At 51.3% G+C, this 22,563-nt stretch carries 17 protein-coding genes and 1 riboswitch; of the genes, 6 read left to right on the forward strand and 11 right to left on the reverse strand.

Annotated features, from left to right (window positions below; translation table 11 throughout):
- Nucleotides 1–102 precede the first annotated feature (102 nt).
- The 4 genes from murC to ACESZP_RS09185 all read left to right on the forward strand — a co-directional run bounded on the left by murC (nucleotide 103) and on the right by ACESZP_RS09185 (nucleotide 5,099).
- Nucleotides 103–1,482 (forward strand): UDP-N-acetylmuramate--L-alanine ligase, encoded by a 1,380-nt coding sequence (murC, locus tag ACESZP_RS09170; protein ID WP_499708834.1) that lies wholly within the window; start codon nucleotides 103–105, stop codon nucleotides 1,480–1,482.
- 338 nt (nucleotides 1,483–1,820) lie between these two features.
- Complete coding sequence (locus ACESZP_RS09175) at nucleotides 1,821–2,903, forward strand: DnaD domain protein (protein WP_499708835.1); 1,083 nt, start codon at nucleotides 1,821–1,823, stop codon at nucleotides 2,901–2,903.
- A 14-nt stretch (nucleotides 2,904–2,917) separates the two neighbouring features.
- Nucleotides 2,918–3,892, forward strand: a complete 975-nt coding sequence (locus ACESZP_RS09180) for an ATP-binding protein (protein WP_499708836.1) — start codon at nucleotides 2,918–2,920, stop codon at nucleotides 3,890–3,892.
- Between the two features lie 19 nt (nucleotides 3,893–3,911).
- The gene (locus tag ACESZP_RS09185) at nucleotides 3,912–5,099 is read left to right on the forward strand and encodes a ribose-phosphate pyrophosphokinase (protein ID WP_178039076.1); all 1,188 of its coding nucleotides are present in this window, start codon (nucleotides 3,912–3,914) and stop codon (nucleotides 5,097–5,099) included.
- 141 nt (nucleotides 5,100–5,240) lie between these two features.
- On the opposite strand, the gene ACESZP_RS09190 is transcribed toward ACESZP_RS09185, so the two are convergent.
- The 5 genes from ACESZP_RS09190 to ACESZP_RS09210 all read right to left on the reverse strand — a co-directional run bounded on the left by ACESZP_RS09190 (nucleotide 5,241) and on the right by ACESZP_RS09210 (nucleotide 13,013).
- Nucleotides 5,241–5,930 carry a response regulator transcription factor gene (locus ACESZP_RS09190; RefSeq protein WP_440322624.1) on the reverse strand — a complete coding sequence of 230 codons (690 nt, stop codon included), beginning with the start codon at nucleotides 5,928–5,930 and terminating at the stop codon, nucleotides 5,241–5,243.
- The gene (locus ACESZP_RS09195; RefSeq protein WP_178038524.1) at nucleotides 5,927–7,423 is read right to left on the reverse strand and encodes a HAMP domain-containing sensor histidine kinase; all 1,497 of its coding nucleotides are present in this window, start codon (nucleotides 7,421–7,423) and stop codon (nucleotides 5,927–5,929) included. The genes ACESZP_RS09190 and ACESZP_RS09195 overlap by 4 nt, the downstream gene beginning before the upstream one ends.
- Before the next feature lie 245 nt (nucleotides 7,424–7,668).
- On the reverse strand, nucleotides 7,669–9,450 hold the full coding sequence (locus tag ACESZP_RS09200) for a hypothetical protein (protein ID WP_499708837.1): 1,782 nt from the start codon (nucleotides 9,448–9,450) through the stop codon (nucleotides 7,669–7,671).
- Between the two features lie 81 nt (nucleotides 9,451–9,531).
- Entirely contained in the window at nucleotides 9,532–10,383 is an 852-nt protein-coding gene (gatY, locus tag ACESZP_RS09205) for a tagatose-bisphosphate aldolase subunit GatY (protein ID WP_178038522.1), read from the reverse strand.
- Nucleotides 10,384–10,844: 461 nt separating this feature from the next.
- A riboswitch (cyclic di-GMP riboswitch) is annotated at nucleotides 10,845–10,928 on the reverse strand.
- Between the two features lie 282 nt (nucleotides 10,929–11,210).
- Nucleotides 11,211–13,013 carry an L-fucose isomerase gene (locus tag ACESZP_RS09210; protein ID WP_499708838.1) on the reverse strand — a complete coding sequence of 601 codons (1,803 nt, stop codon included), beginning with the start codon at nucleotides 13,011–13,013 and terminating at the stop codon, nucleotides 11,211–11,213.
- 198 nt (nucleotides 13,014–13,211) lie between these two features.
- Here ACESZP_RS09210 and ACESZP_RS09215 point away from each other — a divergent pair, with 198 nt between their 5' ends.
- Both ACESZP_RS09215 and ACESZP_RS09220 read left to right on the forward strand, forming a co-directional pair.
- Nucleotides 13,212–14,135, forward strand: a complete 924-nt coding sequence (locus ACESZP_RS09215; protein WP_178038520.1) for an AraC family transcriptional regulator — start codon at nucleotides 13,212–13,214, stop codon at nucleotides 14,133–14,135.
- 14 nt (nucleotides 14,136–14,149) lie between these two features.
- The gene (locus ACESZP_RS09220; RefSeq protein WP_499708839.1) at nucleotides 14,150–14,629 is read left to right on the forward strand and encodes a ribonuclease FAU-1 family protein; all 480 of its coding nucleotides are present in this window, start codon (nucleotides 14,150–14,152) and stop codon (nucleotides 14,627–14,629) included.
- A gap of 264 nt (nucleotides 14,630–14,893) precedes the next feature.
- Here ACESZP_RS09220 and ACESZP_RS09225 read toward each other — a convergent pair whose 3' ends face one another.
- The 6 genes from ACESZP_RS09225 to ACESZP_RS09250 form a co-directional block, all read right to left on the reverse strand.
- Nucleotides 14,894–15,382, reverse strand: a complete 489-nt coding sequence (locus ACESZP_RS09225; RefSeq protein WP_178038518.1) for a deoxycytidylate deaminase — start codon at nucleotides 15,380–15,382, stop codon at nucleotides 14,894–14,896.
- Between the two features lie 19 nt (nucleotides 15,383–15,401).
- Complete coding sequence (upp, locus tag ACESZP_RS09230; RefSeq protein ID WP_440322620.1) at nucleotides 15,402–16,031, reverse strand: uracil phosphoribosyltransferase; 630 nt, start codon at nucleotides 16,029–16,031, stop codon at nucleotides 15,402–15,404.
- Between the two features lie 31 nt (nucleotides 16,032–16,062).
- Entirely contained in the window at nucleotides 16,063–16,497 is a 435-nt protein-coding gene (gene rpiB / locus ACESZP_RS09235) for a ribose 5-phosphate isomerase B (protein WP_178038516.1), read from the reverse strand.
- A 148-nt stretch (nucleotides 16,498–16,645) separates the two neighbouring features.
- Entirely contained in the window at nucleotides 16,646–17,314 is a 669-nt protein-coding gene (locus ACESZP_RS09240) for an N-acetylmuramoyl-L-alanine amidase (protein ID WP_499708846.1), read from the reverse strand.
- 173 nt (nucleotides 17,315–17,487) lie between these two features.
- Entirely contained in the window at nucleotides 17,488–19,689 is a 2,202-nt protein-coding gene (locus ACESZP_RS09245; RefSeq protein WP_499708840.1) for a YhgE/Pip domain-containing protein, read from the reverse strand.
- On the reverse strand, nucleotides 19,686–22,529 hold the full coding sequence (locus ACESZP_RS09250) for a YhgE/Pip family protein (protein WP_499708841.1): 2,844 nt from the start codon (nucleotides 22,527–22,529) through the stop codon (nucleotides 19,686–19,688). Before ACESZP_RS09250 ends, ACESZP_RS09245 begins: the two co-directional genes overlap by 4 nt.
- Nucleotides 22,530–22,563: the final 34 nt, after the last annotated feature.

Here is a 22,563-nt window from a genome sequence, read left to right on the forward strand (position 1 = left end):
TCTAATGCTATACTATTGCTGTAAAAATTGCGACAGGGAATCTCTGGGAAACAAGGTGATATGCCGCAGCAAAACTTAAAAAAAAACGAGGATGTGTATAGTATGTATCAACTTCATTTTCATAATCCGGTACCCATTCATTTCATCGGCATCGGCGGCATCAGCATGAGCGGCCTGGCTGAGATTTTACTGAAGGAGAGCTTTCCGGTCTCCGGCTCCGACAGCCATGCTTCCGAGCTGACCGACCATCTGACCCGGCTTGGCGCGCAGATCCGCATCGGCCAGAAGGCTTCCAATATTCCCGCAGACTGCGAGGTCGTTGTATACACGGCTGCCATTCACCCGGACAATCCGGAATTCATGGCAGCGAAGGAGCGGGGTATCCCCATGCTTTCCCGGGCGGAGCTTCTGGGACAGCTGATGCGCAATTACAAAAAAGCCATTGCCGTGTCCGGTACCCATGGCAAAACCACGACCACTTCCATGATTTCCACGATTCTTCTGGCCGCGGACGCGGATCCCACCATTTCCGTGGGCGGCATTCTGCCTGCTATCGGCGGCAATATCCGGGTAGGGGGCTCCGAGACCTTCCTGACAGAGGCCTGCGAGTATACCAACAGCTTCCTGCATTTCTTCCCGACCATCGGGATCATATTAAATATAGAAGAAGACCATATGGATTTCTTCAAGGATCTGGCTGATATCCGTCATTCCTTCCACCGGTTTGCGGGACTTCTTCCGGAAAATGGCCTGCTGATCATCAACAGCGATATTGAGAATTATCAGGAGATTACCGATGGACTGGCCTGCCGCGTGGTGACCTTTGGCTCCACCGCCGAAGCAGATTATCATGCGGAGCATGTGACTTACGACGAGTCAGCTCATGCCACCTTCCGTGTAATAAAGCACGGTAAACCGGGGCAGGAGTACCATCTGAACGTACCGGGCGCACACAATGTGCTGAACGCCCTGGCTTCCATCGCTCTGGCGGATTCTCTCCACATTGCACCTGAGATCATCCGCAAGGGTCTTATGAACTTTTCCGGCACAGACCGCCGGTTCCAGTATAAGGGCGAGATGAACGGCTTTACCATCATCGACGATTACGCCCATCATCCGACGGAGATCAAGGCGACCCTCCACGCGGCACAGCATTATCCCCACAGGGAGATCTGGTGCGTGTTTCAGCCCCACACCTACACCCGGACCAAGGCCTTCTTCAACGACTTTGCGGAAGCGTTGACCCTGGCCGATCATGTGGTGCTGGCGGACATCTACGCGGCCCGTGAGACCGACACCCTGGGCATTAGCTCGAAGCAGCTGGCTGACCGCATCCGTGAACTTGGCACTGACGCCTATTATTTCCCGACCTTCGAGGAAATTGAAAAATTTTTATTGGAAAAATGTATGCACGGCGACCTGTGCATAACTATGGGTGCCGGAAACGTGATAGATATCGGCGAAGACCTGCTTCGCAAATAAGTTATCCACATTATCCACATGCTTTTTGGTACTTTTCCACCGAAATGTATGTGGATTTTTTTGTGGACAACCTGTTTACATAAGAATTACGCGATTTCTTATGTAAATCAGCTGTTTCTGCCTGTTTTACAGGCTTTCCGGGACTTTTGGATCCATTTTCCAGGTTGCAAATAATATTTTTCCACAAAGTTATCCACATTATCCACATTTTTGCTTATACACATCCCCTGCGGGGCTCCTGTTAAAAAAAGCCTGTTCTCTTTTTTTTGATTCTATGCTACAATATAGGAGCTTGAAAAGAACGTGAACACTAACATTTTTTGATTCAGGAGTGCAGCATGAGCGGATTTATTTTACAGGGGGACGGCGACCACGGACATACCCTGGTGTCGAATCTTTTTCTGGACAATTACATGCCGGAAGCCAACGGCGAATATGTGAAAATCTATCTCTATCTTCTGCGCTGCCTGAAGTCAGACACCCAGGAGCTTTCCATTGAGCTCATTGCCAATAAATTCGAAAATACCGAGAGCGACGTGCGCCGGGCATTGAAGTACTGGGAGCGGATGAAGCTTTTGAAGCTCCAGTATGATAATGCGGAGAATCTGACCGGGATACAGATTGTAAATGAGCCGGAGGCAAAGATGGCTGAGCTTCCTGCTGCCGATTGCGCAGTCACGACCAGGTCAAAGCCGCAGCCGACGCCTTCCGCTCCGTCTGCAATTTCCGCCGACTCTGCATCACCGACGACGCTCTCCGGCACTCTTCCCAAGGATCCCCTGACCCCCGACGAAGCCCAGCAGCTCCTCTTCATCTGCGAGCAGTATCTGGGCAAGCCCTTAAGCTCCACCGAGGTCAGCAAAATTCTGGATTTACACGATATCTTCGGCTTCAGTCCGTCCCTGATAGAATATCTCGTGGAATACTCCGTATCAGGCGGACACAAAAGCATCCATTACATAGAAGCAACGGCCCGTGCCTGGCATCAGGCCGGCTGCACCACCGTAACCCAGGCCAGGGAACAGGTGACCATCTATAACCGGGCTTATTTCAAGATTCTGAAGGCCTTCGGCATCGCCGGACGCAATCCGGTGGACGCGGAGATCGCCTGTATGGATAAATGGCTCAAGGACTACGGTTTCTCACTGGAAGTGATTTCCGAGGCCTGCAGCCGCACCATGGCAGCCATTCACCAGCCAAGCTTTCCCTACACGGACAAGATTCTGGCATCCTGGAAGAAGCAGGGTGTAAAGTCCTTAAACGATATCCAGAGTGCCGACCGAAACCGGAGCGACCGGAAGTCTCAGACGGAACCCGCGTCCACGGCTCCCAAACGGCCCGCCGCGCCCAACCGCTTCCATAATTTTCAGGAACGGGACTATGATTTCAAAGAGCTGGAAAAGCAGCTCATTAACCAATAACCGGAGGACGCCTTATGTCTCTTATGAACACTCAGTATGATTCCATCATGCGCATGTATGCAGCCCGGCAGGCCCGGAGCCGCCAGGAGTATGAAGCGCGCATGGAGCAGATTCAGAAGGATATCCCGGAACTGTCTGCTCTGGAGGCCGATATTACAACCTGTCAGGCCGCTCTGGTACGCTCTGCGGTAGAAGACGCGCCGTCCCGCAGGGACGGGCTCAAAAGCCGTCTGAAGGCCCTTCAGGAGCAGCGCAGCGCCCTTCTTTCTGCCCACGGGCTGACGCCGGAGGCGCTGAAGCCTGTCTACGTCTGCCCGGACTGTCAGGACACAGGCTTCATCGGCGCGGAGAAATGCCATTGCTTTCTCCAGGCTGAAATTGATTTATTATATCATCAATCCAATTTAAATGAGGTTTTAAAGCAGGAAAACTTTGACACATTCTCGTATAACTGGTATGATGGCGATGACAGGGATTCCATGCGCCGCACCGTGGCGGAAGCCCGGCTCTTCATTGAGAATTTTGATAAGCAGTTTCAGAATCTTCTGCTTCTGGGCGCCGTGGGCACCGGCAAGACCTTTCTCTCCAACTGCATTGCCAAGGAGCTCATGGACAGCTGCCATTCCGTCGTCTACCTGACTGCCTTTCAGCTCTTCGATATGCTGTCGAAAGCAGCTTTTGGAGGCGAGCGTAGCGCGCAGAATTACCAGCAGACCTACCCCTATCTCTTTGACTGCGACCTGCTGATCATCGACGATCTGGGCACGGAGCTGCCGAATTCCTTTACGGTATCCCAGTTTTTCCTGTGTATCAATGAACGGATTTTGCGTAAAAAGTCCACGCTGATTTCCTCGAATCTGGATATGGAGGCGCTCCGCAGCATCTACTCTGAGCGTACCCTTTCCCGGATCATCAGCAGCTACACCATCCGGCAGCTGCCCGGAAGCGATATTCGAATCAAGAAAAAATTATATAACACTAACTCATAAATTTACGGAGGTAACAATTATGTTATTGCAGCGCAGCCAGCGTGTTCTCGAAACTATTCCCGTCGGGTCTCTGGGCCTGATCCCCTTAAATAGCTGTGAGGAGCTTGGTAAAAAGGTCAACGACTATCTGGTCGAGTGGCGTCACAGCAACGATCTGGAGCACAAGTCCAACATCGCCTTCACCGGCTATGAACGTGACTCCTATCTGATTAAGGCTTACACACCCCGGTTTGGTTCCGGAGAAGGAAAGGGCTCCATCAAAGCTTCTGTCCGCGGAAATGACCTTTATCTGATGGTGGATGTGTGCAATTACAGTCTGACTTACAACCTGTACAATTACACCAACCACATGTCCCCGGACGACCATTTCCAGGATCTGAAGCGCGTCATCGCTGCTATCGGTGGAAAAGCCCGCCGTATCACCGTAATTATGCCCTACCTCTATGAGAGCCGCCAGCATAAGCGGAGCTCCCGAGAGTCTCTGGACTGCGCGCTGGCCCTGCAGGAGCTGGTTGCCATGGGCGTTGAGAACATTATCACCTTCGAGGCGCACGATCCCCGTGTCCAGAACGCTATACCCCTTCACGGCTTTGAGACCGTGACTCCGGCTTATCAGCTGGTCAAGGGCCTTCTGAACAGCACACCGGGTCTGCAGATCGACAGCAATCATATGCTGGTCATCAGCCCGGACGAGGGCGGTATGTCCCGCGCTGTCTATCTGGCCAACGTGCTGGGTCTCGATATGGGTATGTTCTACAAGCGCCGGGACTACACCCGCGTGGTAAATGGCCGCAATCCCATCGTAGCTCATGAATTCCTGGGCTCCGATATCGAGGGCAAGGACATGATCATCGTGGACGATATGATTTCCTCCGGTGAGAGCATGATTGAGGTTATGAAGGAGCTGAAGAGTCGCGGAGCCAACCGTATCTTCGTCTTCTGCACCTTCGCCCTGTTTACCAACGGACTGGCGGAATTTGACAAAGCCTTTGAGGAGGGCCTGCTGACCAAACTATTCTCCACAAATCTGGTATACCAGACGCCGGAGCTCTTAAGCCGCCCATATTATGTAAACTGTGACATGAGCAAGTACATCGCCCTGCTCATCGATACCCTGAACCACGACGTATCCATCAGCGACCTCCTGGATCCCTACGACAGAATCCAGGCGCTGCTGACACGGTATCGGAATGGGGAGCTGCATTAATAATTCTAAGTACGCAAAAGGGAGCTGCATCGCAGCTCCCAATTTTAATATCTTATTTAGACTTTAAATCGGTAACCAACGCCCCATCGCCGTGCGCAGCACTTTATTCCTGCGGAGCAGGACTATATGGGGCACGTTTTATCAGACTTTAAAGCGGTAACCAACGCCCCATATAGTCTCAATATACTGCGGCTTCGCCGAATTCACCTCGATCTTCTCCCGAATCTTCTTAATATGCACGGTCACCGTCGCGATATCTCCCACAGAATCCATATCCCAGATCTTCCGGAACAGTTCCTCCTTGGTAAATACATGGTTCGGATTCTCCGCCAGGAAGGCCAACAGATCAAACTCACGGGAGGTGAAGTTCTTCTCCTCGCCGTTGACCCAGACCCGGCGGGCGGTCTTGTCGATCTTGATGCCGCGGATCTCGATGATACTGTTCTCCTTCACATTGCTGCTCACCAGGCGCTCGTAGCGGTTCAGATGAGCCTTCACGCGGGCTACCAATTCACTTGGGCTGAAGGGCTTCGTCATATAGTCGTCCGCGCCCAGACCCAGACCACGGATTTTGTCAATATCATCCTTTTTGGCCGAAACCATAATAATCGGAATATTCTTCACTTCCCGAATCTGACGGCAGATTTCAAAACCGTCCACGCCCGGCAGCATCAGATCCAGAATCACCAGATGGAATTCCTCTTCCAAAGCCTTTTTCAGGCCACTGGTGCCATCCGAAGCAATCTCCACCTCAAAGCCGCTCAGCTCCAGATAATCCTTCTCCAGATCCGCAATGGCCTCTTCATCCTCTACAATCAAAATCTTACTCATGTTGCCGGTACCTCCTGATATTTTCTAAGAACAAAGTACATCACTGTTCCTGTATTTTCCTTACTCGTGGCCCAGACCTTTCCGCCATGATCCTCGATGATCTTCTTCACGATGGACAGTCCGATGCCGCTGCCGCCCTTGGACGAATTGCGGGACGCGTCGGTTCGGTAGAACCGGTTGAAGATCAGCGGCAGATCCTTGGTAGCAATACCCTTGCCGTTGTCCTCGATTTCCACCTGGACGAAATCGCCCACGTCCTTCACGCGGATATTAATGTAGCCCTTGGGCTTGTCAATGTATTTAATGGAATTGCTGACGATATTATTGATGACACGCTTGATCTGCTCCGCGTCGGCGATGACCTGCACGTCCTCATCCACATAGTTGAAATAAGCCAGCTCGATATTCTGTTCCTCCAGCTCCAGGGAAAGCTCCTCTACACAATCCGCAAAGTAAGCATTCACATTAATCCGGTCAAAGGTGTACGGAATCCGGTTCGTATCAATCTTGGAATAGAAGGTCAGCTCATTGATCAGCCGCTCCATGTCATTGGCCTTATTGTAAATAGTACGGATGTACTTTTCCTGCTTTTCCGGCGTATCCGCCACGCCGTCCATGATGCCCTCCACGTAGCCCTTGACCGCCGTGATAGGCGTCTTCAGATCATGGGAAATATTGCTGATCAGTTCTTTATTCTGCCGCTCGGACTCCAGCTTCTCCTCAGCGGATTCCTTCAGGCGCCGCCGCATTTCCTCAAAATCCGTACAGAGCTCGCCGATCTCGTCGTCTCCGCCTGCCGGCATCTCAAAATCCAGATTGCCGTCGGTAATCTTCTTAGTGGCCACCTGCAAATGGTGAATAGGGGTAACGATACTCTTATAAATCCAGGCCGTCAGAATCAGGCTGGTGAATATCAAAATCATGACCAGCACCAGCACGCTGTCCGTTACCATAGATTCCACCTCGGGAATCATACTGCCGACGGACGTGACAATAAAAGCTGTTCCTTCCTCTCCATCCGTAAAAGAGAAATCCAACTGCTTCACCAGCGCCTGCAGATCGCCGCCGATATAGATTCCCACATCCTGATCCGATTCCTGCATCTTATAATCCGGGAGGCTGCCCAGCAGTTCTTCCTGATCCTGATCCGTATCCTTTCCTACATAGATATAATCCTGGTCTTTCCGCACTACCAGGAAGGAATACCTGGCCTCCAGATCCAGGTTCACGGAATCCAGATAGGCGGTGTCCTCGAAGGCGTCCGGATCGCTCTCAGACTTCGCCTGCATTCCGGTATAAGCGTCCTTGGTAATCCGGCTCAGCATGGCCGGCGTATTGGACAGGGTCTCATAGCTGGCATTTTCCACGCCGTAGAGCTTCTTGACCGCGTTCATCTGGTAGCGGCTGATGCCGAAGAAGGCCAGCGAGGTGAACATGATCGGAGCCAGTATTAATATTAAAAAGGTAATCAGAAGTTTTGTCTTCAGTTTCATGATGAGCCCTCTTTATTTTACAAATAATTACAATTCTCTGGGATATCCACGGAATGTCCCAGGCTTTTATATAATCTCCTTCGAATGCCATCCGACAGGATAAATCTATTTTATTATACCATACTCCCCCGGCGGGCGCTTCGAAACTCTCTCAAAAAAATCTAAATTTTTTGTAAACATTCACTCCATAAGTAAAGAGCATCGGATCCCTCCGACGCCCTTGCCGTTTATTTTCCATATTTTTCTTATTCTGCCATAAAAGCTGCCGCCCGCTCCGGGGACATGAGTACGGTGCCGGTTCCCCGGTACACGATAGTGTAGCCTCTGTCCGTGAACAGGTGCGACAAATCGCAGGCCATAAACTCCTCCGCCCAGTGGGCCATATAAACCACATCCGGGAATTTATCCGGGTGCAGCTCGTAATAATCATGGAGCTGGGTACTTCCCTCGTGAACCTGCCAGGTGGAATAATTACCGCAGGCGGCATCCGAGTAGAGATAAATCCAGGGCGCCACGCCCACCACCATTAATTCGTCATCCGCAGTGAGCTTCAGCATATCCAGTTCATCCAACACGTTCGCGTACCATTCTGCTGTCCTCCGGGTTGTATACACACCCTTCAGCGGTCCGCGCTCCATCCGGGTATCCAGAAGCCAGCCACGCTCATCGCCCCAGTCATAGGTCATCCGCAGCCAGAAGGTGCCCGCAAACTGTATCAGCAGCACACCGGCTACACAGAGCGATGCCACCCGCCGGCGCTTCGCCGCCCGGCACAGTCCCGCCTTTCCACCACTGTCCGCCCGCCGCGCACACTGCCACCGCTGTCGCTCTTCCTTCATCCAGTCCGCCGCAAAAATCAGTCCCACACAGGAGCACATGCCGTAAGCCACGCTCAGGGTCACAATTCCCGTATTGGTCGCGTACTGCACAATCATCGTGAACAACATGGCCGGAAGATACCAGCCATAAAACAACCGCTTTTCCTTATGCTCTGTGACAAAATAAGCCTCCAGGCACCAGAACGCCAGCGGCAGCATCTGATAATTTACTGTAATATGTTCAAAAACAAACCCGTAATAAATCAGATAAGGCACGACGCACGCCGCCGCCAGAATCATATATACAGGGCTATGGCTGTACCGCTTTTTATCAAACAGGGTCGCACCATACACGAATAAAAGCCCCACAAACATCCATTTATAATTTTTAAAGCACAGATGGAAATACCGCCCGGTCTTGTAGAGATACCCCTCCTGATGCTCGGAATCTCCCACGATGTGAGGCACATTGGCCAGCATCTCTGATAAAGTTCCCCGCTGGAAGATAAAGGCTAGGAACAGTAGCAGGATAATACCTGCGCCCAGGGTCATCCACAGGAAATTCCGAAACTGCAGCACGCCCTCCGGCTTCGTCCCTCTCCGACGCCCGCGCACCGTGGCAATCAGGCAAATCAGTCCGTATCCGGCGTACATCAGCACCGCGAAGGGATTCGCCAGCACGATCACCGCCATCAGAATGCCGCACAGGATATATTCCGGCACCGAATGCTCCATATCCGCCGAGAGCACCGCCAGCAGTACCGGCAGGATGCCGAATTCGATGGAATTATAGGACATGGCGCAGATGCTGAAGGGCGCGAAAATCGCGAACAAAAACGTTGGTCCGAAGGAAGCATATCCACGCCGCTGAAACCGCAGATAGAAGAACAGCGTCAGCACGCCGGAGTACACCAGATAGACAAACCGGCTCGCCATCACAATTCCTTCCGTAGACCCCATGACCGTCCGGATCAGGCTGTAAATGGGATGTAACAGAAAGGAACAGAGCTGCTGGGTCGGATTCCACTCATCGATCAGAATTTTCTCTCCCCGGAAAATACGCTCCGAACAGCCGATAAAATACATCTCATCCGCCGTATTGAAGCCGTAGAAGCTCCTCCATATGAAAATCACCTGTAATAAAAGAAACAGGCCGATAAAAATCAGGTGCTGCCGCCTGCGGTCTGTCTGCATGGTCTCTACGTTCACTTTCTATTCTCCCATTTATTTCCAATTATGCTCGCAACGCAGAGGCTGCTGTTACACAGCCCCTGCGTTTTTTTCAGCCTCTTAAACTCTGTCCGTGCAGCCGCACATCTTCATACGCGTCTCCACGATGGCTTTCACGTGCTCCATGGCTACCTTGCCATACTTCTTCGGATCGAAGGCGTCCGGGTTTGCCGCCAGGAATTCCTTCACGCCGTCGGTATAGGCGATACGAAGCTCTGTGGCGAAGTTGACCTTGCAGATACCGCGCTTGATGCTCTCTACCACTGCTTCCTCGGACAGGCCGCTTGCTCCGTGCAGTACCAGCGGGATATCTACGACTTTCCGGATCTCAGCCAGGCGGTCCAAATCCAGCTTCGGTACTCCCTTGTATACACCGTGAGCGGTTCCGATGGCTACGGCCAGGGATGTTACGCCGGTGCGCTCCACGAATTCTTTTGCCTCCAGCGGATCTGTATAACCATTGCCCTCGCCGCCGTCCAGATCGTCCTCTTTGCCGCCGACCTTGCCAAGCTCCGCCTCTACCGGGATTCCGGAAGGTCTGCAGGCGTCTGCTACGGCCTTGGTTACCGCTATATTTTCCTCAAACACATTGTGGGAGCCGTCAATCATGATGGAAGTGTAGCCGGTCCGCAGCGCCCGCATAGCCAGGTCAAAGCTATCGCCGTGATCCAGGTGCAGACACACCGGAACGCTGGCGCGCTCAGCAGCCGCCTTTACATTTGCCAGATACATATCCAGTCCCGCGTACTTAATGGTGGACGGTGTAGTCTGCAGCATCAGCGGCGCCCGAAGCTCCTCTGCCGCCGCGATAACGGCCATTACCATTTCCATATTCTCCACATTGAAAGCGCCTACGGCGTAGCCGCCCTTCTGTGCGTCCAAAAGCATCTTTTCTGATGTAACAAATGACATGATCGTTCCTCCTCGTCTGATTCAGTGTTATCTTTCTCACCTTATCTATCATACCCCGTATCTCGAAAAAGCGCAACCTCCAACGGGGTTTTCCTGTCCGGAAAAAAATCTCAAAAAAAGCAGAAGCCCGCATTCTATTACATCAAAGTTCCGATTACGATTGCGACAGAAGATACCATCGACTGTTTTGAATAAATCATTGTCCTATCACCTTGCTCACACGAAAATACGCCGAAGGCTTTCGCCCCCGGCGTATTTTCCGTGATCTCTCACATTCCCCTCATATAAGTAACCCTTCTATGCCGCTCACACAGCTTCGAAAAGCTCTTATCATATAATAGTTTTTATGTAATAGGGATTCCATCGGAATTTCCTATTACATAAAAAATACTGCAACAGGCGTCAAAACAGGCGCACAAATCACAGCATCCAAACAATATCAGAATTCTTTTCGGACTTCCAATAGCAACCGGCTGTCATAGTTTTACCCTTAGACCCTTTTGGCTTTGCGTCCCTGCTTTTCAGCAGGTTTGCCCAGTATTCTCTTTTTGCAATATTGTTCATTTTAGCAGAGTCCCTTCCATATTGCAAGTCAGATTTTTGTCAAATTTTTTCTCCCCGTCATCTGTTAATTGGTCATCTTCCCAGATATACGTTTTTTATTGTTCGAAGCAAGGTTCGTTCACCGATAGAGCTTCCTTTCCGGGCTTTTTGCTCTATAGGAATCATAGTTTTCGCACTTTAACGTAACACAGTGTTTCCTGTAGAGCAAAAGGAGCACGGAACCTCGCAGTTCCATGCTCCCGTATGTAACTTCTCTTTTCGAATTAACGGATAGTCTTGTACAGCGGGCCGTATGCCTTGCATGCACGGAAGTCCTGTCCCTCTTTGTTCATACCGAATGCGTTCCATGCTGCCGGACGGAAGATCTCCTCTTCCGGAACATTGTGCATACATACCGGGATTCTTAAGATGGAGCAGAGGGTAATCAGGTCTGCGCCGATGTGACCGTAGCTGATAGCGCCATGGTTTGCGCCCCAGTTGTTCATCATATCGTAAGCGGTCTTGAATGCGCCCTCGCCTGTGCAGCGCGGTGCGAACCATGTGCAGGGCCATGTGTAGTCTGTTCTCTTCCACAAAGTATCGGATACGTCATCCGGCAGGTTGATGGTCCAGCCCTCTGCAATCTGCAGAACCGGTCCAAGTCCCTTTACCAGGTTCAGACGAATCATGGTAGCCGGCATCTCAGCTCTGGTCAGGAAACGGGAGGAGAATCCGCCGCCACGGAAGTAGCCGTTGTCAGCTGCGTTCCAGGTGGTTGCTTCCATAATCTTCTTCTGATCCTCTTCGGTTACATCCCACCACTGCTTCATGGTGCCGTTGCCATTCTCATCCTTTACTTCGCCGCAGGCATCCAGACAGCATGCGCCAGAGTTAATCAGATGGATAAAGCCGTCAGACTCTTTTGCCTTGCCTTCCAGATCATAACCGGTAACTCTCTTTACTGCGTCGCCGCTCCAGTAGGTACGAACGTCCGCGAACATCTGAGCGCGGCCAGTCAGAAGCTTCATGAACAGCATGCCCAGTCCGTTCAATACGTCGTTCTCGGTAGCCAGGATGTACGGCTCTCTTGCGCCTTCCCAGTCGAAGGAGGTGTTCAGCATCGCCTCTGCGAAGTCTCCGTTCGGGTAGAAGTCTGTCCACTGTCTCTGTCCCTGGAAGCCTGCTGCCAGAGCGTTGTGTCCGATAGCTTCCTCGGAGAACTTCGGATCCAGGTTATCACAGCCGTTCATCAGTTCTTTGATGATAACTGCCATTTTTACAACAAACTCGAACTGCTCTTCCTTCTGCTCCTCAGTCATCTGAAGCTCAGGCGGGTTCTTGTCAAAGCCGATAGTACAGGTCTCCTTCGCCCACTTCAGAGCCTTCTCAAACTCTTCATGATCGTAGATACCCTCTGTCATACGACGGATAATTTCAACCTCGTCTACAGACTCCACACGCATTCCCAGATATTCCTCGATGAATTCCGGGCTGATGATGGATCCGCCGATACCCATGGTAACGGAACCAATCTGCAGGTAGGATTTTCCTCTCATGCTTGCTGCTGCTACTGCGGCGCGGCCGAAGCGGAGAAGCTTTGCCTTTACGTCCTCCGGGATGGTCTCATCGTCAGCATCCTGAACGTCATGTCCGTAGATACCGAATGCCGGAAGTCCCTTCTGTGCATGGGTAGCCAGTACGGAAGCCAGGTATACAGCGCCCGGTCTCTCGGTAGCGTTCAGTCCCCATACGCCCTTGATGGTCAACGGGTCGGTGTCCATGGTCTCGGAGCCGTAGCACCAGCAGGGAGTAACGGTCAGGGTGATGTCTACGCCTGCTTTACGGAACTTGTCTGCGCAGGCAGCTGCCTCGCCTACACGACCGATGGTGGTGTCTGCGATAACCACCTTTACCGGCTCACCGTTGGAATAACGGATATTCTCCTCAAACAGCTTTGCCGCTGCTTTTGCCATACCCATGGTCTGCTCTTCCAGGGATCCTCTTACATCAAGAGCTCCTCTTCTTCCGTCGATAGTCGGACGGATACCGATTACAGGATAATCGCCAATTAATCTAGATTTTGCCACTTTTTAAACCCTCCATTTTATAAAAATAGATTTTCACGTTTCTGATGATCACATTATATAACATTTTATAAAAAAATGCACGTAAATTTCTGTTATGATATGGACATTTTTTGTGCTAGTTGTTATACTTCTTCTATATAAAAGGAACGTCTTTTATCACTTTCGACCGAATTTTTACGTGGCAGGAGATTTTTTATTATGAAAGCTTTCCATGAAGTGCGAAACTATGACTCTGACTATATGGTCTGGCATTCCCGTTATGAAAATGTGGGATTTCTGGCCCACTGGCATAAGGAAATTGAGCTGATCTACGTGCGCTCGGGCTCCTGTCTTTTAAGCATTACCGATCAGACCTTTCTGGCGCACGCCGGGGATCTGACCGTCTGTGAGAGCGGGATGATCCATTACAGCGATTCCCATGGGATGGACAATGTGCTGGATTTTCTTATCTTTGATACATCCATTCTCGGTCCACTTTTTCAGAATCCGGGTTTTATGCATCCGCTCATCACCAAAGCAGAGCTGGACACCTTCGGACTCTCCGGGCAGCTTACAGATCTCATCGACACGGTTTCCCGGGAGCTGGAACAGAAAAAGCCATTTTACCAGGAAGTGGTCAGTTCTTCCATTCAGGCCTTCTGGGCGCTCTTAAAACGCTGTCATCCCCGGACCGACGCCGAGCAGCTTCCCGATGACCGGCGCTCCCGGATGCTGGGGGATCTGCAGGATCTGCTGTCCTATATGGACGAACATTATGCCGACAATATTACTCTGGAATTCGCTGCCTCCCGGATGAATTTCAGCAACAGCCATTTCTCCAAGACTTTTAAGAAGCTCATGGGCATCAATTTCGTCACTTATCTGAACCTGGTCCGAGTAGAACGGGCTGCTTCACAGCTTCGGAACACCGGTAAAAAGATCACGGACGTAGCCCTGTCCTGCGGCTTCAACAATATCCGCACCTTCAATCGGGTGTTCAAGGAAATCACCGGATACACGCCCTCGGAGTTCCTGCTGGTGGCGGATCCGGATGTATATAAGAGAACCTATTACAACCGCCGCTCCGCGGAAAAGGAGTATGTAGAAAACGATTCCCTTACGCTTGTAAAAAACCATCAGTAAAAGGAGGCCCCGCCATGGTACAACATCCCACCCTGATTCGCAAACGTCTGATCCCTCTGGAAACCCTGCGTCTGGAAAAGGACGTGGTCATCCACCGCAGCGACCGGCTGCTGGTGACCCGCTGGACCACCATTAAGCCCAAAAAGGAGCTGCATCACGGCTCGTCCTGTTTTCTGCTGAAGGAAGGCTGGAAAGTCAGTCGTTTCATTGACCATCAGGGGAAGCTAATCTGCTGGTACTGCGATATCATTGCCACAGAGTATGACGCGGACACGGATACCTTCACCTTCACGGATCTGCTGGCGGATGTGCTGATTTATCCTTCCGGGCTCATCAAGGTGGTGGATCTGGATGAGCTGGCCGAGGCGGTGGAGAAGAAGCTGATTACATCGGATCAGCTTCTGGATTCTCTCCGAAAACTGGACGCGCTGCTGCGGCTGATTTATGATGGGGCGCTGCTGCCTGCGCTGGAGGGGTATTGGCCGGAGGACTAAAACCCCAGAGCCTTCTCTGACATTCTATTGTCAACATTATTTTTAGACATAAAAAAGAGTGCGCATCCCCCGGAGGTTTTTTTGCTCTATAGGAAGCATGTCTTTCGTGCTTTAATGTGACACGGTATTTCCTATAGAGCAAAATTAAAACGCCGATATATAAGAGTTTTGTCCCGTTATCAAATACCAGATTCTGAATCTGCCTTTGATAGCTAAAATAGCCTCTTACATATCGACGTTTTCTTATTTTCTATAATACTCTCTTTACACTTCCAGCGTAATCTGCCGTCCTGTATGGCGATAGGGCACCAGCTCCACGCCCGCTGCCCGGAACATACGCTTGGACGCCAGCACAGCGGCGGTGTCCGCGTATTTGTCGCAGGCATAGACGACGGTCTTCAGGCCTGCCTGAATGATGGCCTTGGCACATTCATTGCAGGGAAACAGGGCCACATAAATCTTTGCGCCCTCCAGGCTGCCGCCACGGTAATTGAGAATAGCATTCAGTTCCGCATGGGTCACAAAGGGGTACTTGGTCTCATTGGCCGTCTCCGCCGTCCGCGCCCAGGGGAAATCGTCATCGTCGCAGCCCTTGGGGAATCCGTTATAGCCCATGGACAGAATCTTGTTATCCTGGCTTACGATGCAGGCGCCAACCTGGGTACCGGGATCCTTGGACCGCATCCCGGAAAGCAGCGCCACGCCCATGAAATATTCATCCCAGCTGATGTAATCCTTCCGCTTGTCTCCCATGCCTCTTACCTCCGGTAATTTACTTGGTTCCAAAAATTCTGTCGCCTGCGTCGCCCAGACCCGGAACGATGTATCCGTTCTCGTTCAGATGCTCGTCAAGGGCACCGATGTAGATATCCACGTCCGGATGTGCCTCCTGCAGCTTCTTTACGCCTTCCGGAGCCGCGATAACACACAGGAAACGCATATTCTTTACGCCACGGTTTTTCAGCATCTGGATCGCCGCGATGGCAGAGCCGCCGGTAGCCAGCATGGGGTCTACCACAAATACATCTCTCTCGCTGCAATCCTTCGGAATCTTGCAGTAGTATTCTACCGGCTCCAGAGTTTCCTCATTTCTGTACAGACCGATATGACCTACCTTTGCGGACGGGATCATGGTCAGAACGCCTTCTACCATACCGAGGCCCGCGCGCAGAATCGGGATAACCGCCAGCTTCTTTCCTGCCAGCTCTTTTACGGTGGTCTTGCAAATCGGAGTCTCAATCTCCACGTCCTGCAGCTTCAGATCCTTCGTAGCCTCGTAGGTAATCAGTGCTCCGATTTCACTTACCATATCACGGAACTCTCTGGTACCGGTCTCTTTTCTGCGGATAATACCGATTTTATGGGCAATCAGCGGGTGATCCATTACTACTACTTTTGACATTTCTTTTGTCTCCCTTTTCTACATGATAATTTTATTCGTGCTCGATTTTACTGATTCTTCTGGCGTGGCGCTCTGCTCCGGAGAACGGAGTGTTCAGGAACGTATCCACGATCTTAATCGCCAGTCCCGGCCCAACCACGCGGCCACCCATGGCCAGAATATTGGCGTCATTGTGCTGTCTGGTTGCCTCTGCGCAGAAACAGTCGGTACACAGCGCCGCACGGATTCCTTTATAACGGTTGGCGGTAATGGAGATGCCGATGCCGGTTCCACAGATCAGAATTCCCTTGTCGCACTCTCCGCTCAGGATGGATTCTGCCACCACCTTTGCGTAATCCGGATAATCCACAGCGTCCTTTGCGTTGTCACAGCCGAAGTTCTTGTATTCCAGACCATTTTTGTCCAGATAGGCAATCACTTCCTGCATCAGATCGTATCCGCCGTGATCGCAGCCTAATGCTATCATTTGTTTGTCCTCCTATGACATCTTCTCGTTTTTTCAGACTGATTTCACTATCAGTCCATAGTTCTGGGTAAATTATAGCATTTTTTTACCGGAATAGCAACGAATTGTTCATATGATTTATTCCATATTATGTAAACTTATTTCCCCATCATTTTTTATTCAGATATTTCAAAATTCCCATCTGAATGGCCCATACAAGCTTCGCCTGATAGTCCTCATTCCGGAGCTTCGCGCACTCCTCCCAGTTGCTTAAGAACCCGCATTCCACGATGACTGTCGGTGCCTCCGTCTTTTTCAGAAGATAATAAGTGTCATTGGCCTTGGCCTGCCGGTGGTTCGCAGGTTCCGCCACGCGCACCAGTTCTTTTTGAAGAATCTTCGCCAAATCCTCACTCTCCTTTGAAGTCTTGTAATAGAATACCTGCGCACCGTGAATGCTTTCTTCATGGTAGCTGTTCTGATGAATACTGACCACGCAGGCCGGTTTTTTTTTGTTGATCAACTCACATCGCCGCCGCATATCCTGTACCTTTTTATTGGATGTTCGCTCGTCGTAGAGGCCGCCTGCGTCTTCTCTGGTCATCAGCACCGCCACATCCTGCTGCTCCAGCAAATCCCGCAGGGCCAGCGCCATTTTCAGATTCAGGTCCTTCTCCTGCACGCCGTCCACGCCGATTTTTCCCGGATCGTCGCCGCCATGACCTGCGTCGATAATCACCAGCCGGGAATCCGTTCCTGCAACCTGTTTTGACACTGCCTCCCGCAGGCCGCCGCTTCGCCCGCACACTGCGGCTGCCGTAAGAACCAGCGCCGCCATCAGGATTCCCAGCCTGTGCTCCCGGCCCTGAAATACCCCTCCCAGCCTTGCCGCCCTTCCTTTCCTATCCTGTATTTTTTCAAAAAAACCCATAAAAAATCCGCCATATATTCTGTTTTTAGAATATATGACGGATTCAGTTCATTCTTGCCACATAACTGCTCTATCTCTCATTAAAACAGCTTCGTACTCTCCAGCTTCTCTTCAAAATGCTCGTTCCACTTGATAATCGGCAGTCTCAAAACCAGTCCGAGAAGCAGTGACGGAATCAGGTACAGGAGCAGGGTACCCAACTGTTCCCAGTAGTAGTTGCCGTAGAAGCCTGCCACACACTCACGCATGGCATTCATGCTGTATACAAAAGGCAGGGCGTTGTACAGCTTCCGGAAGAAAGCCGGCGCCAAGTCGATGGGGAAGTTTCCGCCTGTTCCTGCCACCTGCAGAACCATCAGGATAACGCTGACTGCCTTTCCGATGTCGCCAAAGGAAATGCACAGGGTGTAAATCAGGTTTACATAAACCAGACTCGTCACCCAGCCTGCCAGCATGAAGAGCACCGGACTCTTACACTGGATTCCCAGGAAATACAGGTCGCCCAGGCAAATCAGAGTCGCCTGCAGAAGTCCCAGAATCAGGAACAGCAGGTATCTACCCAGATATTTCTGATAATTCCTTACCTTTGTAAGACCGATAAGCTCTTTCTCCTTCACGCCTGCCTTCAGCATAGCCGCCATGACCACGCCGCCCACCCAGATGGCCAGGGTGGTGTAGAAGGGAGCCATGGCAGAGCCGTAGTTCTCCACCTCATAGACATGCTCTGTAGTCAGTTCCACCGGCGTGGAGATAAAGCTGCCCACCACATCCAGATCCTCGTCCAGCAGAGAATCTATGGTGTCCAGGCTGTCACGATCCTTCTCGTTACGCAAGCGGTCAGCCAGATCGGTGAGATCCTCTGCGCCCTTATTCAGGATAACTCCGGAAGTCTTCAATGTCCGCTCCAGCTTTGCCAGATCCGACTCGGTAGAATCAGAAAGCTTGTAGACGCCATCCAATCCCTCATCCATGGAATCCAGAAGAGAGGAAACCTTGGAATCCGCATTTCCTACGGAATCCGCCAGGTCGTCCAGAGCGCCTTTGACGTTGTCCTCGTAGTCTTTCTGGACGGTGGCTGCGCTATTCACCATTTTTGTCACCAAAGCGTCCAGCTCTTTCTGGGCAGCTGCCGCATCGGTGGTCATGCTGCCTACGGATGTAGATACCTGCGCAATCGCTGAGCGCAGACTCTTCATCAAAATAATGGTATTATTCAGGTCACCCGCCACTGCATTGAGACCCGCGTCGGTTCCTACCGCTGATACCAGGCTGTTGGCTGCATCCGTCAGCTTTGTGGCGGAATCACTGTAGGATGTAATCGACGCCTCCAGTTGTGCGTCCAGACCTGTCAACGTGTTCTTAAGCTGTGTCATGTCATTGGAGGCGGCTGCCGCCTGAATTCCCTGCTGCACAGCTGTCGCCATCTGCTTATACAGAGCAGCGCTGGATTTCAGCGCCTCATTCAGTTGGTCTGTCGTTCCGTCCATGGCACTTTTCACATCGTTAATGCTTCCCTCGATATTGCCCAGGGAATCCAGATCGCCATCCGTGCGGTTCTGGGTGTCTTTCAGAAATGTGGATGTGGTACTCAGCATGGTCTGTGTCGCGGATGCCATACTCTCAAATGCATCCACGGTTCCTGCTGCCGCCACCAGATCCGCAGAAATATCGTCCAGATTGTCGATCAGGTTATCCACCAGATCCGACTGGTCCGCCTCATCAGCCACATTTACCACGGTTTTCATGGCTTCTAACGCCGCCTTGGAAATTGCCTTCACAAATTTCTCGCTGACCTCTCCCTGTACCGCGTCTGCCTTTTTCTCCGTCACGATGGAAGCAATGGCGTTCTTCTTACCATTCGCATAGTACAGAAGCTCCGGATTTTTCAGATTCTTATTCACCGAGAACAGCGTCATCATATCCTCGCTGAAGCTTTCCGGCACTACGATGGCCGCGTAATATTTCCCGGACTTGGTTCCCTCGACCGCTTCCTCGCTGTCCGTGAATACCCAGTCCATTTCGTCATTTTCATGGAAATAGGTCAACACCCGATCGCCCAGATTGATATCCAGCGGCAGAAGTTCTCCCTGGTAGCCTGCATCATCGCTGGCCACCGCGATTTTAATATCTGAGGTATTTTCATACGGATCCCAGCTTCCGCCGATATTGAACCAGGCATACAGCGTGGGCACCACCAGAATACCCACCATGATAATCATGGCAATGGTATTTCCTTTTATTTTACGTATATCTCTCAAAAAAATCTGTATGATGTTTCTCATGCCTGCTCCTCCTTTATCGCTGCCAGAAGCTCTCCGTCAGAGAGACCCATCAGTTTCAGCTGCTTCTGCATCCGTTCATGGTGATATTCCAGCCAGATCAGATACATGGACAGGCCAATCAGTGCGCAGATCCACAGCACCAGGAATACCAGCTTGGATTCTACACTGAACATCAGTACCAGGAAAATCAACGGCACAATCGCCATAGCCAGAAAGCCGAAGCGTTTCCGTCTCTTATAGTTCTTCTCAAAGCGCCGCGCGCGTTCAGTATATTCCTCTCTTGCCTCGCTGTCGCTCTGAAGCGCCCTCGCCACCAGCTCCGGCGTCAGATCTGTCGTCTTATCATTTTCCTCATAGATAATCAGATCTGCCTCTGCCAGCTTCCGGTCAAACAGAGCGTTCAGATTCAGGAGCAATGGCCGCAGCACCAGTCCGATAAACAGGGAGAGCAGTAAGTATGCCGCCAGGATTCCGATATTTTTCAGCCAGGTATTATAATACATGCCACCGATGCACTCACGCATCGCTGTATTGCTGTAAGTGAAGGGCATCAGCCGGTAAATGGCTTTGTAGAAGCCACCCATCATTTCCACCGGGAAGGTTCCTGTGGAGCCCGGAATCTGGATGATAACCAGAAATACGAAGATGGCGCGGCCAATGTGCTTAAATGCCGCCGTAATGGCGTAAATCAGGCTCAGATAAATAAGACCCGCTATGACTCCCGTCAGGATAAAGAGTCCCGGATGGACACACTGTACCTTTAAAAGATACAGATCGCCCAGACAGATAATCAGGGACTGTACCACCGACAGAATAATGAAAAGAATCTGGCGTCCGAAATAAGCCTGGTTCAGGGTGAATTTCTTCACCTTCTCGTCCTCGTCCACCTCCTGTTTCAACAACGCAATCAGAACCATGCCGCCAACCCACAGGGCCAGATTGGTATAGAACGGGGTCATACCGGAGCCGTAATCCTCTACCTCATAGAAGGTCGTTGTATTCAGCTCGATCGGTGAAGTCATAAATTTGGATACTGCGTCCGGATCCACATCCTGCAGATCCAGAATGTCCTTGTATGCGTCAGACGCCCGCAGTGTCTCCAGATCGTTCTGGATACCTGCCAGCCGCTCATCCAGGTTTGCCAGAGTATCGCCGGTCTTGCCCAGTGCCTCAGATCCCTCTGTCAGGCTTTTGCTCAGCTGATCCATAACGCCCTGCATCTGATCCGCCGTAGCGGAAGCATCCTCCAGGGCCGACTTCAGATCGCTGCTGACACCGGATACGGTATCCAATGCGGAATGAAGACCCGGCATCAGATTTCCATTCAGGCTGGAACGGAAATTGCGCAGGGTAGTTTTTCCCTGAGTCAGAATTGTATCCATCTGAGTCTTAGATGTACTGATAGTTGACATAATAGTCTGGAGTTTTCCGGTCTTGGAGTCCAGCTCGGTAAGCTGGGCCGCCATGGCGTCGCTCTTGGGAATCAGTTCGTTCTGGAGAGTCGGAATCAGGACTTCAGAAATCGTGGTGATCGCATTATTTAGGGTATCGAGCTGTTTTTGACCCTCCTCCACCTGTTTAGATACTTCTTCTTTTTTCTTTTCGCCAGCTGCTTTTTTCGCTTCTACAACTGCTTTTTCGCCTTCCAACTGCTCCTTATATGCCTTCGTTGCTTCGTACTCCGGAGTTCCTTCTTCAAGGGTAGCCAACTGCTGCTCGCACGCTGCAATACCTGCTTCATATTGCTTCAGTCCGGCTTCCGCTTCTTCCAGTCCAGCTTCAATCTGTTGCAGTCCCGCTTTGCCGAGTGCAAGTTTATCCTCGCCTTTTTTCCTCAAACCCTGCATCTGCGTCAGAACGCCCTGCAGCTGTGTCACCGCGCTCTGTCCATCCTTGCTCATATTTTCCGCAAGGCTCTTACCGGTACTCACTGCCGTTACCGCCTGATTGGCTGTAGACTCCAGTCCGGCCAGTTTTACGGAAGCTGTGGTATAGACATTATTCAGATAAGTTTCCCCATCACTGAGGCTCTGATCAAACGTGCTTCCAAAGGCCCTTACATTCTTCCGGCTGCTTTTCAGCAGATCCTTCGCGTCCTGCAATGCGCTGCTTCCTGCATTCGCCGCTTTTACTGCTTTCGTCAGGGTCGTCTTGCCGTGCTGAATCTGCGTCGTCCCCTGGCTGATGGTTGACTGGAAATCCTCCAGCACCTGCCGGTACTCCCGGAAATTGTCTCTCGCATCGGAAATCATACTGAGAATATTGTCGTTGGTGGTCTCCAGATCATCCGCCAGAGATCCGCCCAGATCCTGCAGCTCCTCCGCAACAGCCTCGGAAGCTACCTTATAAAATTCTTCCTCAATCTTGCTCTGAATGGTGGTAGAACCTGTATTCGTAATCTTCGGCGCTACCGCGTTCCGCTTCTCATTTACATAATATGTGATCTCCGGACCTCCGAGGGTTCCGTCCTCAATCTGCAGCAGATCCGCGCTGAAGGTTTCCGGTATCACAATAGCAGCGTAATATTTTCCCGATTTTACGCCATCTACCGCATCCTCCTCGTCCGTAAATACCCAACCCAGATCGTCATTCTCTTCCATCTGGTCAAGTATCTGCTGCCCCGCGTCCAGGGTTCGCTTTTTGTTCTCGGCCCCCACGTCATTGTTGGCTACGGCCACCTTGATGTTGGCTGTGTTGCCGTACGGGTCGCGGTTCGCTGCAATATTAAACCACGCATACAGCGCCGGAATGATGCACATTCCCACGGCCACAATGATCGCCGCCGGTGATTTCACCAGCCGAGAAATATCTCTTTTGAAAATCTCCATCACTTTCTTCATCGAAATCCTCTTCCTCCTCCGAATATATGTTTTT

The organism is Candidatus Dorea massiliensis AP6, from assembly GCF_964245105.1.
GTDB lineage: Bacteria > Bacillota > Clostridia > Lachnospirales > Lachnospiraceae > Laedolimicola > Laedolimicola intestinihominis.